This window comes from Streptomyces sp. NPDC028991 (assembly GCF_055564775.1).
In genome coordinates, this window is the sequence record NZ_JBVHVP010000003.1 from 374,206 (window position 1) to 387,998 (window position 13,793).

The 13,793-nt window shown below is 72.5% G+C and carries 13 protein-coding genes and 1 pseudogene; 11 read left to right on the forward strand and 3 right to left on the reverse strand.

Annotation, left to right across the window (positions count from 1 at the left end; all coding sequences use genetic code 11):
- Positions 1–115: 115 nt before the first annotated feature.
- Complete coding sequence (locus ACZ4V1_RS09300; protein WP_468331813.1) at positions 116–691, reverse strand: helix-turn-helix domain-containing protein; 576 nt, start codon at positions 689–691, stop codon at positions 116–118.
- 77 nt (positions 692–768) lie between these two features.
- Between ACZ4V1_RS09300 and ACZ4V1_RS09305 the strand changes: the two genes are divergently transcribed.
- From ACZ4V1_RS09305 to ACZ4V1_RS09335, 7 genes and pseudogenes are all read left to right on the forward strand, one after another.
- Positions 769–1,716 carry an NAD(P)/FAD-dependent oxidoreductase gene (locus ACZ4V1_RS09305; protein WP_468331816.1) on the forward strand — a complete coding sequence of 316 codons (948 nt, stop codon included), beginning with the start codon at positions 769–771 and terminating at the stop codon, positions 1,714–1,716.
- 412 nt (positions 1,717–2,128) lie between these two features.
- On the forward strand, positions 2,129–3,667 hold the full coding sequence (locus ACZ4V1_RS09310; RefSeq protein WP_468331819.1) for an ATP-dependent DNA ligase: 1,539 nt from the start codon (positions 2,129–2,131) through the stop codon (positions 3,665–3,667).
- Positions 3,664–4,125: an NUDIX hydrolase gene (locus ACZ4V1_RS09315; protein ID WP_468331822.1), complete on the forward strand. Its 462-nt coding sequence runs from the start codon at positions 3,664–3,666 to the stop codon at positions 4,123–4,125. Before ACZ4V1_RS09310 ends, ACZ4V1_RS09315 begins: the two co-directional genes overlap by 4 nt.
- Positions 4,126–4,203: 78 nt before the next feature.
- The gene (locus tag ACZ4V1_RS09320) at positions 4,204–5,589 is read left to right on the forward strand and encodes an NADP-dependent succinic semialdehyde dehydrogenase (RefSeq protein ID WP_468331825.1); all 1,386 of its coding nucleotides are present in this window, start codon (positions 4,204–4,206) and stop codon (positions 5,587–5,589) included.
- Between the two features lie 25 nt (positions 5,590–5,614).
- Positions 5,615–5,851 (forward strand): DUF6213 family protein, encoded by a 237-nt coding sequence (locus ACZ4V1_RS09325; protein WP_193776641.1) that lies wholly within the window; start codon positions 5,615–5,617, stop codon positions 5,849–5,851.
- A gap of 271 nt (positions 5,852–6,122) precedes the next feature.
- Complete coding sequence (locus ACZ4V1_RS09330; RefSeq protein WP_468331829.1) at positions 6,123–7,343, forward strand: cytochrome P450; 1,221 nt, start codon at positions 6,123–6,125, stop codon at positions 7,341–7,343.
- Positions 7,340–7,581, forward strand: a pseudogene (locus ACZ4V1_RS09335) (cupin domain-containing protein); the annotation flags it as partial. The gene ACZ4V1_RS09330 and the pseudogene ACZ4V1_RS09335, both read left to right, overlap by 4 nt.
- 60 nt (positions 7,582–7,641) lie before the next feature.
- Here ACZ4V1_RS09335 and ACZ4V1_RS09340 read toward each other — a convergent pair.
- A complete protein-coding gene (locus tag ACZ4V1_RS09340; RefSeq protein WP_468331832.1) occupies positions 7,642–8,868 on the reverse strand; it encodes an acyl-CoA dehydrogenase family protein in 1,227 nt (408 codons plus the stop codon).
- A gap of 169 nt (positions 8,869–9,037) precedes the next feature.
- Here ACZ4V1_RS09340 and ACZ4V1_RS09345 point away from each other — a divergent pair, with 169 nt between their 5' ends.
- Positions 9,038–9,694: a TetR/AcrR family transcriptional regulator gene (locus ACZ4V1_RS09345; protein WP_468331835.1), complete on the forward strand. Its 657-nt coding sequence runs from the start codon at positions 9,038–9,040 to the stop codon at positions 9,692–9,694.
- 40 nt (positions 9,695–9,734) lie between these two features.
- Here the strand turns inward: ACZ4V1_RS09345 and def are convergent, their stop codons facing one another.
- Positions 9,735–10,274 carry a peptide deformylase gene (gene def, locus ACZ4V1_RS09350; protein ID WP_468331838.1) on the reverse strand — a complete coding sequence of 180 codons (540 nt, stop codon included), beginning with the start codon at positions 10,272–10,274 and terminating at the stop codon, positions 9,735–9,737.
- 169 nt (positions 10,275–10,443) lie between these two features.
- Here def and ACZ4V1_RS09355 point away from each other — a divergent pair, with 169 nt between their 5' ends.
- From ACZ4V1_RS09355 to ACZ4V1_RS09365, 3 genes are all read left to right on the forward strand, one after another.
- On the forward strand, positions 10,444–11,682 hold the full coding sequence (locus ACZ4V1_RS09355; RefSeq protein WP_468331841.1) for a MurT ligase domain-containing protein: 1,239 nt from the start codon (positions 10,444–10,446) through the stop codon (positions 11,680–11,682).
- A gap of 23 nt (positions 11,683–11,705) precedes the next feature.
- A complete protein-coding gene (locus ACZ4V1_RS09360) occupies positions 11,706–12,434 on the forward strand; it encodes a type 1 glutamine amidotransferase (RefSeq protein WP_468331844.1) in 729 nt (242 codons plus the stop codon).
- Positions 12,435–12,663: 229 nt separating this feature from the next.
- Positions 12,664–13,689 (forward strand): 6-phosphofructokinase, encoded by a 1,026-nt coding sequence (locus ACZ4V1_RS09365; RefSeq protein ID WP_468331847.1) that lies wholly within the window; start codon positions 12,664–12,666, stop codon positions 13,687–13,689.
- The last annotated feature ends 104 nt before the right edge of the window (positions 13,690–13,793 follow it).

The window sequence follows — 13,793 nt, forward strand, 5'->3', positions numbered from 1 at the left end:
CGGTCGCTTGCCGATCAGGGAACAGGTCGCGGGCAGTCGCCGGGTCACAGCCGGTGAGCCGTCGCGCGGGCGGGGGCGAGCGGGCACGCGACTGCACCCGGCGGCCGGCCGGCCGTCACGACCGCGCCGCGGGCCGCGCCCGTACGTGCATGCGCTCCCCCTGCGGGCCGAACAGGCTGAGGAACTCCGCCGGCCCCTCCCCCGTCGACCCGAACCAGTGCGGCACCCGGGTGTCGAACTCGGCGGCCTCCCCCGCCGACAGCACCACGTCGTGGTCGCCGAGCACGAGCCGCAGCCTGCCGGAGAGGACGTACAGCCACTCGTACCCCTCGTGGGTCCGCGGGTCCGGCTCCTCCTGGCGCCGGGGCTCCAGCACCTTGAACGCCTGAAGCCCACCCGGCTGCCGGGTGAGGGGCCAGTGGGTGCGGCCGTGACGCACGATCGGCTCGGCACGCACCCGGGGGTCGCCGACCGGCGGGGCGCCGACGAGTTCGTCCAGCGGCACCTGGTGGGCCTGGGCGATCGGGAGCAGCAGTTCGAGACTCGGCTTGCGCAGGCCCGACTCCAGCCGCGACAGGGTGCTCACCGAGATGCCGGTCGCCTCGGACAGCGCGGCGAGGGTCACCTCCCGCTCCTTGCGCACCTGGCGGAGCCTTGGTCCGACACCGGCGAGAACGTCGTCTGCAGTCATGCCCTTATTGCAGTTCCGGCAAATGTATTTGTCAATCCCGTACCCTCCGAGAGACCTTCTACGTGGAGGTGGTCACCGTGACCCAGAACCTGAATTTGACCGACAAGTACGACGTGGTGGTGGTCGGCGGTGGTGCGGCCGGCCTGTCCGCCGCGCTCGTCCTGGGGCGCGCGCGGCTGCGCACCCTGGTCGTCGACGCCGGTGAGCCGCGCAACGCGCCCTCGGACCACATGCAGGGCTACCTGACCCGGGACGGCATGTCACCGGCCGAGTTCCTGGCGCTCGGCCGGGAGGAGATCGCGCGGTACGGCGTGGAACTCGTCCGCGACCGGGCGGTGGACGTGGAGCGGGGCGAGGACTTCGCCGTGGAGCTGGCCGGCGGTCGGACCGTGCACGCCCGGCGGCTGATCGTCACGACCGGGCTCCGGGACGAACTGCCGGTGGTAGCCGGTGTCGCCGAGCGGTTCGGCCGGGACGTGCTGCACTGCCCGTTCTGCCACGGCTGGGAGGTGCGCGACGAGCGCTTCGGCGTCCTCGCCACCAGCCCGCTCAGCGTGCACCAGGCGCTGATGGTGTCCCACTGGTCGCACGACGTGACGCTCTTCCTGCACACGGTCGCCGAGGAGGAGCTGGCCGACGACGATCTGCGCCGGCTGGCCGCGGCAGGTGTCAAGGTGGTTCCCGGCGAGGTCGCGGCCCTGCGGGTCGAGGACGACCGGCTGACCGGGGTCGGGTTGGCGGACGGCACGGTGCACGACCGCTCGGTGGTGTTCGTCGGCCCCAGGGCCGTACCCCGGACGGACCTGATGGAGCGGCTGGGCGCCGAGTTGCAGGAGACCCCGTTCGGGTCGTACCCCGTGGTGGACCCGACGGGCCGGACCAGCGTGCCCGGCGTGTGGACCGCCGGCAACGCCATGGGGTTCGGCGAGCAGGTCGTCCACGCGGCGAGCGGCGGCTACCGCGCGGCGGCGGCGATCGTCGGCGACCTGATCATGTCGGACCTGGACGCGGCCATCGCGGACTAGGTCCGTCGTTCGGATCAGGTCGCAGGAGTCGCAGGAGGGTGACGCAGCTGGTCGACGCAGCTCTCTTTGCCCTGATCGGCCCCCGCCGGCGTTGCCGACGTTCGTGATCAGCACACCTGGGCAGGGGACCGGGCACGCCCGACGCCGAGGTCCGGCACGGCCCGCCACGAGGACGCCGCCGACACCCCGGCAGCCGGGGGATGCCGGCACCGCGGCCTCGGTGCCCGTCCGCCGCGCCGCCGGGGTCAGCCCGGGGGCCGTCCGCCGCCCGGACGACGTGGGCGCTCGGCCGCGGGCCGCCCGGGGGTGCGGGCCGGCCCCGGCGGGCGTGTCGCGTCGGGCACCGCACCGGCGGACGCGGCGTACGGGCCGCGGGGGTGTGTCCCCGCCCTGCCCGGTGCACCATGGCTGCATGCTGCTCGCCCGGTTGGCCCAGGTGTCCCGGGAGGTCGCCGCCACCTCGGCGCGGTCCCGGAAGACCGCCCTGCTCGCGGAGCTGTTCCGGGAGGCGGAGGCGGCGGACGTGCCGATCGTCATCCCCTACCTGGCGGGGCGGCTCCCCCAGGGCCGGATCGGCGTCGGCTGGAAGGTGCTCGGCCGCCCGGTCGCGCCCGCCGCGGAGCCGACCCTGACCGTGCGTGAGGTGGACGCCCTGCTCACGCGGCTCGGTGCGGTGTCCGGCACCGGTTCGCAGGCCGAGCGGTCGCGTCTGGTCGGCGAGCTGATGGGCGCGGCCACCGAGGACGAGCAGCGCTTCCTGGTCGGGCTGCTCACCGGCGAGGTCCGGCAGGGCGCCCTGGACGCGGCCGCCGTCGAAGGCCTCGCCGCGGCGACCGACGCGCCCCCGGCGGACGTACGGCGGGCCGTGATGCTCGCCGGCTCGCTGCAGACGGTGGCCGAGGCCCTGCTCTCCGACGGGCCGGGCGCCCTGGAAGGGTTCCGGCTCACCGTCGGCCGGCCGGTCCTGCCGATGCTCGCCCACAGCGCCTCCTCGGTCGCCGAGGCGGTCGGCAAGCTCGGCCCAGCGGCCGTCGAGGAGAAACTGGACGGCATCCGCGTCCAGGTACACCGGGACGGCGACACCGTACGGCTCTACACCCGCACCCTGGACGACATCACGGACCGGCTCCCCGAGGTCACCGCCGCCGCCCTCGCACTGCCCGGCGAGCGGTTCATCCTGGACGGCGAGGTGATCTCCTTCGACGAGGGAGGCCGCCCCCGCTCCTTCCAGGAGACGGCCGGACGGGTCGGCTCCCGCACGGACGTGACCACGGCCGCGCGGGCGGTGCCCGTCTCCGTCGTGTTCTTCGACGCGTTGTCCGTCGACGGCCACGACCTGCTCGACCTGCCGCTGGCCGAGCGGCACGCGGAGCTGGCCCGGCTGGTCCCCGAACCGGCCCGGGTGCGGCGCACCCTGGTGCCCGGGCCCGAGGCGACGGGGGCCGCCGAGGAGTTCCTCGCCGAGACACTGAAGCGCGGTCACGAGGGCGTCGTGGTCAAGGGGCTCGACGCCTCCTACAGCGCGGGGCGGCGCGGCGCGTCCTGGCTGAAGGTCAAGCCCGTCCACACGCTCGACCTGGTCGTGCTGGCCGCCGAGTGGGGCCACGGCCGCCGCACCGGCAAGCTCTCCAACCTGCACCTCGGCGCCCGCGCCGCCGACGGCTCCTTCACCATGCTCGGCAAGACCTTCAAGGGCATGACCGACGCCCTGTTGACCTGGCAGACGGACCGCCTGAGCCGACTGGCCGTCGAGGAGCACGGCTGGGGCGTGACCGTACGCCCCGAACTCGTCGTGGAGATCGCCTACGACGGTCTCCAGCGCTCCACCCGCTATCCGGCCGGCGTCACCCTCCGCTTCGCCCGCGTGGTCCGCTACCGCGAGGACAAGCGCCCCGAGGAGGCGGACACGGTGGACACCCTGCTCGCCGCGCACCCCGAGGCGGCCCCGTGAGGCGCAGCGCGGGCCTCCTGCTGTACCGGCGCGCCCCCGGCCGGGGACTTCAGGTGCTCCTCGGCCACATGGGAGGCCCCTTCCACGCCCGCCGGGACGCCGGCGCGTGGACCGTCCCGAAGGGCGAGTACGAGCCCGCCGAGCCCGCCTGGGAGGCGGCGCGGCGGGAGTTCGAGGAGGAGCTGGGGCTGCCGCCGCCCGACGGCGAGGCCGTTGCGCTCGGGGAGGTCCGGCAGGCGGGCGGGAAGGTCGTCACGGCCTGGGCGGTCGAGGCGGATCTCGATCCGGCGACGGTCGTCCCCGGCACGTTCCGCATGGAGTGGCCGCCGAGGTCGGGGCGGACCGAGGAGTTCCCCGAGCTGGACCGGGTGGCGTGGTTCACCGTGGACCGGGCGCGTGAGGTGATCGTGAAGGCCCAGACCGCGTTTCTCGACCGGCTGGCTGAGCACTCGCCCTGACGGGCCCCGTCCGCGTTGCGGCACCCACCACGGCGGGTCAGGGTCGGAAGCACGAAAGCGCACCCAGGGAGGTCGGCCATGCCCATCGCGACGGTGAACCCGGCGAACGGCGAGACGCTCAGGACGTACGAGGCCATGGGCGAGGAGGAGATCGAGCGCCGGCTCCAGCTCGCGGAGGCCACCTTCCGCACGTACCGGACGACGGGGTTCTACGAACGGGCCGGGCTCATGCGCCGGGCCGCCGATCTTCTGGAGGCGGACCGGAAGGAGATCGGGAAAGTCATCACCACGGAGATGGGCAAACCGGTCAAGCAGGCCCGCGCGGAGGCCGCCAAGTGCGCCAAGGCCATGCGCTGGTACGCCGATCACGCGGCGGAGCTGCTGGCCGACGAGGAGCCCGCCGAGGCGGACGTGAAGGACTCCGGCGCCTCCCGCGCCCTGGTCCGCTACCGGCCGCTGGGCCCGGTGCTCGCGGTGATGCCGTGGAACTTCCCGCTGTGGCAGGTGATCCGGTTCGCGGCGCCCGCGCTGATGGCGGGCAACGTCGGGCTGCTCAAGCACGCCTCGAACGTGCCGCAGACCGCCCTCTACCTGGAGGACCTGTTCCACCGGGCGGGCTTCCCCGAGGGCTGCTTCCAGACGCTGCTCATCGGCTCGGCCGCCGTCGACGACATCCTGCGGGACGAGCGGGTGCGCGCCGCCACCCTCACCGGAAGCGAACCCGCCGGCCGCGCGGTCGCCTCCACCGCCGGGGAGATGATCAAGAAGACGGTGCTGGAGCTGGGCGGCAGCGACCCGTTCGTGGTCATGCCGTCCGCCGACGTGGACCGGGCCGCCCAGGTGGCGGTGAACGCGCGCACGCAGAACGCCGGGCAGTCGTGCATCGCCGCCAAGCGGTTCATCGTGCACACGGACGTGTACGACGCCTTCGTCGCACGCTTCACCGAGGGCATGAAGGCGCTGACGGTCGGCGACCCGATGGACGAGGGGACCGAGGTCGGCCCGCTCTCCAGCGAGCAGGGCGTGAACGACCTCGTCGAACTGGTCGACGACGCGGTGCGCGGCGGCGCGAGTGTGCTGTGCGGAGGCGAACGCCCCGACGGCCCCGGCTGGTACTACCCGCCGACCGTGCTGGCCGGCGTGACCCGCGACATGCGCATCCACCGCGAGGAGGCCTTCGGCCCGGTCGCCACGCTGTACCGGGCGGCCGATCTGGACGAGGCGGTGCTGATCGCCAACGACACGGACTTCGGGCTCAGTTCCAACGTCTGGACCCGCGACGACACCGACGTGGACCGCTTCGTACGGGACCTGGAGGCGGGCGGCGTGTACGTCAACGGGATGACCGCGTCCCACCCGGCGTTCCCGTTCGGCGGGGTCAAGCGCTCGGGCTACGGGCGTGAGCTGTCCGGGCACGGAATCCGGGAGTTCTGCAACATCACCACCGTATGGCACGGAGCGTGAGCCTTCCGCGACTACGATCCCCATTGTGAACCGCGAAGTGACCCTGCCTCTGATCGTCGACGACCGCGGTACTTTGCAGGTCGCCGCGTCCGACGTGAGCAAACTGCTGCGTACGGTGGGCGGGCGATGGCTGCGGCTGGTGGAGGCCGGCGAGGTGAGTCTGGACGAGGACACGGTCGCGGCCCTCACCATCGAGCTCGCCAAGCTGGCCGACCGGATCGACGTGGCGTGCATCGCCCACAGCAGCGGCCAGTCCTCCTGACGTCCGTCGTGCCTTCCCGGGCCCGCCCGGTCCCCGGGACGGAGTAGTCCGGCGAGAGATCGCCGCCCCCCTGAGTGATCGTGGGTGAGTACCCCGCAAGGGCGACATCGCCGGCGCCGTCGTCCTGGACGCGCCGCGCAGGCTCTTCGACGAAGGCGGCGTCCACGACCGGGCGCGCGGGCTGCCGGCCGGCTCCGGCCCCGGCGTCACCGCCGGAGATGTCCCTGGGTCGCTGGCGGACCGCCGACGAGATGCGAGGCGTGAGGCAAGCGTGAGTGAAGAGACCGTCGACCGTGCCGAAACCGCCCCGCCCCTGCGGGACTGGCCGGCGCACGACCTTCCCGGCACCGACTTCGACCCCGTCCTGGCCGAGCTGATGCGCGAAGGGCCCGTCACCCGTGTCTCGTTGCCCAACGGCGAGGGCTGGGCGTGGCTGGTGACGCGGCACGACGACGTCCGCATGGTCGCCAACGATCCCCGGTTCGGCCGCGAGGCCGTCATGGACCGGCAGGTCACCCGGTTCGCCCCGCACTTCGTTCCGGCGCGCGGCGCGGTCGGCTTCCTCGACCCGCCCGACCACACCCGGCTGCGCCGCTCGGTCGCCGCCGCGTTCACGGCCCGGGGCGTGGAGCGCGTGCGCCGGCAGTCCCGCGGCATGCTCGAGGAACTCGTCGACGCCATGCTGAAGGCCGGTCCGCCCGCCGACCTCACCGAGGCCGTGCTGAGCCCCTTCCCGATCGCGGTGATCTGCGAGCTGATGGGCGTCCCGGCCACCGACCGGCACAGCATGCGCACCTGGACCCGGCTCATCCTCTCCTCGTCGCACGGCGCGGAGGTCAGTGAGCGTGCCAAGCACGAGATGAGCGCCTACTTCGCCGATCTCGTCGGGCTTCGGTCGGACAGCACCGGCGAGGACGTCGCCTCGCTGCTGGGTGCCGCCGTGGGCCGGGACGAGATCACCCTCGAGGAGGCCGTCGGGCTCGCCGTCCTGCTGCAGATCGGCGGCGAGGCCGTCACCAACAACAGCGGGCAGATGTTCTACCTGCTGCTGACCCGCCCCGAACTCGCCGAACGGCTGCGCTCCGAACCGGAGATCCGCCCCCGGGCCATCGACGAGCTGCTGCGCTGGATTCCCCATCGCAACGCGGTCGGACTGTCCCGCATCGCCTTGGAGGACGTCGAGATCAAGGGTGTGCGGATCCGGGCGGGTGACGCGGTCTACGTGTCGTACCTGGCCGCGAACCGCGACCCGGAGGTCTTCCCCGACCCGGACACGATCGACTTCGCCCGCGCCCCCAACCCGCACCTGTCCTTCGGTTTCGGTCCGCACTACTGCCCCGGCGGCATGCTGGCCCGGCTGGAGTCCGAGCTGCTCGTCGATGCCGTCCTGGACCGGGTGCCGGGGCTGATGCTCGCGGTGCCGCCCGAGGACGTGCCCTTCAAGAAGGGCGCGCTGATCCGCGGGCCCGAGGCCCTGCCGGTGACCTGGTGAGCGGCCCGGCGGCGGTGTCGGAGGGGCTGCCGGTGCCGCCGGGGCACGGCAGGGTCGTGCGGGCCCCCGCCCAGCACGTGACCTTCAAGGTGACCGGTTCGCATTCGCGCATTGGCCTCCACCTTCGAGGTGATCGTGCCCACCGGGTTTCGGTGTCGGCGCCCACGTGCACACCCGCGGCGAGGAGCTGTTCTGCGTGCTCGAAGGCGAGCTGGACGCGCTCGCCTTCGAACCAAGGTACGACATCGAGCAGCTGACGCCGCTCAGGCACCGGCAGGGCCCGGCCCGGCCAGTCCCCCTAGCGGATCGGCATCCCCGCCAGGGTCCGCGCGATCACCAGTCGCTGGATCTCGCTGGTGCCCTCGAAAATGGTGTAGATCGCGGAGTCGCGGTGCATCCGCTCCACCGGGTACTCCCGGGTGTAGCCGTTGCCGCCCAGGATCTGGATCGCCTGGGCGGTCACCTTCTTCGCCGTCTCACTCGCGAACAGCTTGGACATCGATCCCTCGGCCGCCGTGAACGGCTTGCCGTTGATCGCCATCCAGGAGGCCCGCCACACCAGCAGCCGCGCCGCGTCGATGGACGTCCGCATGTCCGCGAGCTGGAAGGCGACGCCCTGGTTGTCGATGATCGGCCGCCCGAACTGCTCCCGGGTCTGCGCGTACTCGAGGGCCACCTCGTACGCGGCCCGGGCGGTGCCCACCGCCATGGCGCCGACCGCCGGGCGCGACGCCTCGAAGGTGGCCATCGCCGCGTTCTTCACCCGCTCCCCGCCCTTCCTGGCCTTCTCCCGGGCGCGGGCCAGGCGGGCGTCCAGCTTCTCCTTGCCGCCGAGCAGGCAGGAGCCGGGTACGCGCACGTTGTCGAGGATCACCTCGGCGGTGTGCGAGGCGCGGATGCCGTGCTTCTTGAACTTCTGGCCCTGGGACAGCCCCGGCGTGTTCGGCGGGACGATGAAGGAGGCGTGGCCCTTGGACCCCAGCTCCGTGTCGACGACGGCGACCACGACGTGGACGTTGGCGATGCCGCCGTTGGTCGCCCAGGTCTTGGTGCCGTTGAGCACCCACTCGTCCTTGGCCTCGTCGTACACGGCACGCGTGCGCATGGAGGCCACGTCGGAGCCGGCGTCGGGCTCGGAGGAGCAGAACGCGGCGACCTTGACGTCGTTCGCGTCGCCGTACATCTGGGGGATCCAGGTGCCGATCTGCTCCTCGGTGCCGTTGGCGAGGACGCCGACGGCGGCCAGGCCGGTGCCGACGATGGACAGGGCGATGCCGGCGTCGCCCCAGAACAGCTCCTCCATCGCCATCGGGATGCCGAGGCCGGTGGAGTCGAAGTACTGCTGGGCGTAGAAGTCGAGGGAGTAGATGCCGACCTTGGCGGCCTCCTGGATGACCGGCCAGGGAGTCTCCTCACGCTCGTCCCATTCGGCGGCCGCGGGGCGGATGACGTCGGCCGCGAAGCCGTGCAGCCAGTCCCGGACCTCCTTCTGTTCGTCGTTGAGCTCCATGGTGAACTCGGCCATGTCCCCTCCAGTGACGCACGTGCATGTTACTTGCGGTAACCCGAGTCTGTTACCGGTGGGTAGGAAAAGTCAACTCCCGAGGCCCCGTCGCCCTCCCGTTCGATGGGCGATGCCCGGCGGGTGTTAGTTTGCCCAGGCGTCACCGAACCAGCACGGGTGGGGAGAGCACATGGACACCACGCAGCGGACCGAGCAGCAGCGGTCCGCCGACCGCAGACGGCGCGAGTTGCTGGAGGCCGCCGACCGGGTGGTGTTGCGCGACGGCCCACAGGCCTCGATGAACGCCATCGCCGCCGAGGCCGGCATCACCAAGCCGATCCTCTACCGCCACTTCGGCGACAAGAGCGGACTGTACGCCGCCCTGGCCCGGCGGCACACGGATGCCCTCCTCGCCTCGCTGCGGGCCGCCCTGGACGCTCCGGCGGAGCGGCGGGAACGCGTCGAGGCCACCCTGGACACCTATTTGGCGGCGATCGAGGCCCGCCCGCAGGTGTACCGCTTCCTGATGCATCCGGCGGAGGGCACCGTCGCACCGGGCGATCAGGCCGATCAGGGCTTCGACGTCGGCAAGCACTCGGCCCCCCTGCTGCGCCGCATGGGCGAGGAACTGGCCCAGGTCATCGAGGAGCGCCTCGACGTCGGCCCGGGGACCCAGCAGCTGGCCCGGGTGTGGGGACACGGGATCGTCGGCATGATGCACGCCGCCGGAGACTGGTGGCTGGGCGAACGCCCGTGCTCCCGCGCGGAGTTGGTGCGCATCCTGGCCGACCTGCTGTGGGGCCGCCTCGCCGCGGCCGGCGACAAGGCGGGCGGCCCGGGCTTCTGACGGCCGCGGGGCCGGCCGCGCCCGACGATCGGGAGCGCGCTCAGCGGTGCCAGGACGCCCGCGCCACCTGCCGCATCAGCTTCCGGTGACGGCGGCCGGCCAGGCGGTCGGCGTACACCCGTCCCTCCAGGTGATCGCACTCGTGCTGGAGGCACCGGGCGAAGAACCCCGTCCCGCGCACGGAGACCGGCTCCCCGGTCACCGTGAAGCCCGCCACGACCGCCTCGTCGTGACGCTCGGTCCCGGCTTCCAGGCCCGGCAGCGACAGACAGCCCTCCGGCCCGCGCACCACCACCCCGTCCGTCTCCACGAGCCGCGGGTTCACCAGGTGGCCGAGATGGCGCTCGTCCTCGTCGTCCGGGCAGTCGTACACGAAGACGCGTACCGGCTCGCCGATCTGGTTCGCGGCCAGGCCCACACCGTGGGCGGCGTACATGGTCGCGAACAAGTCCTCCACGAGTGCCGCGAGTTCCGGACCGAAGTCCGTCACCTCGTCGCAGGGCGCGTGCAGGACGGGGTCACCGAGGAGACTGAGGGGCCGGACGCGCCCGTGGGCGCCCGGGATGGAGCCGTGTCGCATGGCGGCAAGAGTAAGGTCCCTGTGTCCCCCGGCGGCCCGCGCCCACCGCCGGAACGCCGTGGCCGGTGCCGCGATTCGGGAGTGCGAACGGATCTCGATAGGCTGAGGTCCACACCACGTGGCCGGCAGGCTTCAGGCGCGGCGCGTACGCAAGGAGGATCGAGAACTGATGGCAGGCAACTCGGACCCGCTCACGCCCCGGGCCAAGATCGCCGTGACCGCGGGCAAGGCGGTCGCGGCGGCATCTCGAGCCGCGGGGCGCGGCAGCGGTTCGGTGATCGGCGGCAAGGTCGCGCTGCGACTCGATCCCGACCTCCTCGCCAGGCTCGCCCAGCATCTGGACGTGACCCTCGTCTCGGCGACCAACGGCAAGACCACCACCACCCGGCTCATCGCGGAGGCGCTCAAGGCGGCCGGGCCGGTCGTGTCCAACGCGCTCGGCGCCAACATGCCGGCCGGCATCACCTCGGCGCTCGCCGCCGGCGCCGAGTCCCGGTACGGCGTCATCGAGGTCGACGAGAAGTACCTCGTCGGCGTCGCCCAGGCCACCGAGCCGAAGTGCATCGCGCTGCTCAACCTCTCCCGCGACCAGCTCGACCGCGCCGCCGAGACCCGGATGCTCGCCGAGAACTGGCGCGAGGGCCTGACCGGCTCGAAGTCCGTGATCGTCGCCAACGCCGACGACCCGCTGGTGGTGTGGGCCGCGTCCTCCTCCCCCAACGTGATCTGGGTCGCCGCCGGGCAGATGTGGAAGGACGACGCCTGGTCCTGCCCGTCCTGCGGCGGTGTCATGCAGCGTCCGGGCGACGACTGGTTCTGCGGCGAGTGCGGTTTCCGCCGTCCCACGCCGAGCTGGGCGCTGTCCGGCGACCACGTCCTCGACCCGCACGGCTCCGCCTGGCCGATCCACCTCCAGCTGCCGGGCCGCGCCAACAAGGCCAACGCGGCCTCCTCGGCCGCCGTCGCCGCCGTCTTCGGAGTGCCGCCACAGGTCGCCCTGGAGCGCATGTACCAGGTGCAGGCGGTCGCCGGGCGCTACGACGTCGTACAGTTCCAGGGCCGTGACCTGCGTCTGCTGCTCGCCAAGAACCCGGCGGGCTGGCTGGAGACCTTCTCCCTGATCGACCCGCCGCCGGCCCCGGTGATCCTCTCGGTGAACGCGCGCGGCGCCGACGGCACCGACACCTCCTGGCTGTGGGACGTGGACTACACCCGGCTGACCGGCCACCCGATCTGCCTGATCGGCGACCGGAAGCTGGACCTCGCGGTGCGCCTGGAGGTCGCGAACCAGCAGTTCCAGGTGTGCGAGGACCTCGACCAGGCGGTGCAGCTGTGCCCGCCGGGACGCGTCGAGGTCATCGCGAACTACACCGCCTTCCAGGACCTGCGCCGCCGCGTCGGCAACTGACCGCGAGACTTCAGGGGACTTTCGTGAGCGACAACCAACTGCGGATCGTCTGGATCTACCCGGACCTGCTCAGCACGTACGGCGACCAGGGCAACGCTCTCGTCGTGGAACGCCGGGCCCGCCAGCGCGGCCTCGACGTGGCCCGGCTCGACGTGCGCAGCGACCAGCCGATCCCGACCTCCGGCGACATCTACCTGATCGGCGGCGGCGAGGACCGCCCGCAGCGGCTCGCGGCGGAGCGGCTGCGCCGCGACGGCGGCCTGCAGCGGGCGGTGGAGAACGGCGCGATCGTCTTCTCCGTCTGCGCCGGCTACCAGATCCTGGGCCACGAGTTCATCAACGACCTGGGCCAGCGCGAGCCGGGCCTCGGCCTGCTCGACGTGGTCTCCACGCGCGGCGAGGGCGCCCGGTGTGTCGGCGACGTCCTCGGCGACATCGACCCGCGCCTGGGTCTGCCGCCGCTGACCGGTTTCGAGAACCACCAGGGCGTCACCCACCTCGGCCCCGGTTCCCGCCCGCTCGCCCAGGTCCGCTTCGGCAACGGCAACGGCACGGGTGACGGCACGGAGGGCGCGTACAACGACACGGTCTTCGGCACGTACATGCACGGCCCGGTGCTGGCACGCAATCCGCTGATCGCGGACCTGCTGCTGAAGCTCGCCCTCGACGTGAACGCGCTGCCGCCGACCGACGACCGCTGGTACGAGGCGCTGCGCAACGAGCGCATCGCGGCCGCGCAGCAGCCTGCGTAGACACAGCCGCGCAGCAGCCTGCGTGGACACAGCCGCCCGGCGACCTGCCCGACGCCTGTCCGACAACCGCGTGGACGGCCCGTCTGATGACTCGTCCGCACAGGTGAGCGGGCACGTCCAGTAGGCGGACGCACGGTTCGGTCCCGCCCCCCGATGCCGCTAGGGTGGCGGGGATCGAGCCGGACAGCGCGGTCCGGACCCGTGCCACGTTGAGAAGGTATTTCGGGCTATGCGCATTGGTGTCCTCACGTCCGGCGGCGACTGCCCCGGCCTGAACGCCGTCATCCGGTCCGTCGTGCACCGCGCCGTCGTCGACCACGGCGACGAGGTCATCGGCTTCCGGGACGGCTGGAAGGGCCTCCTGGAGTGCGACTACCTCAAGCTCGACCTGGACGCGGTCGGCGGCATCCTGGCCCGCGGCGGCACCATCCTCGGCTCCTCCCGGGTCCGCCCCGAGCATCTGCGCGACGGCGTCGAACGCGCCCGCGGACACGTCGGGGAACTCGGCCTGGACGCGATCATCCCGATCGGCGGCGAGGGCACGCTGAAGGCGGCCCGGCTGCTGTCCGACAGCGGCCTGCCCATCGTGGGCGTGCCGAAGACCATCGACAACGACATAGCGGTCACCGACGTCACCTTCGGCTTCGACACGGCCGTCACCGTCGCCACCGAGGCCCTGGACCGGCTGAAGACCACCGCCGAGTCCCACCAGCGGGTGCTGATCGTCGAGGTCATGGGCCGTCACACCGGCTGGATCGCGCTGCACTCGGGCATGGCGGCCGGCGCCCACGCCGTGGTCGTCCCGGAGCGGCCCTTCGACATCGACGAGTTGACCGCCAAGGTCGGCGAGCGTTTCTCGGCGGGCAAGCGGTTCGCGATCGTGGTGGCCGCGGAGGGCGCCAAGCCGAAGGCCGGCACGATGGACTTCGACGAGGGCGGCAAGGACGTCTACGGCCACGAGCGCTTCGCCGGGATCGCCCGCCAGCTCTCCATCGAGCTGGAGGAGCGGCTCGGCAAGGAGGCCCGGCCGGTGATCCTCGGACACGTGCAGCGCGGTGGGACGCCGACGGCGTACGACCGGGTGCTGGCGACGCGGTTCGGGTGGCATGCGGTGGAGGCCGTGCATCGCGGTGAGTTCGGGAAGATGACGGCGCTGCGGGGGACGGACATCGTGACGGTGCCGCTCGCCGACGCGGTGGAGTCGTTGAAGACGGTGCCGGATGCGCGGTACGCGGAGGCGGAGTGCGTTCTTTGACGCACTCCGGCCGCAGTGCCGCCCCCGGTGACCGATGTCGCCGGGGGCGGTTCTAGTCTGGCTTCGGACAGACGGCGCTCAACCGCGCTCAACCCCCACGAAAC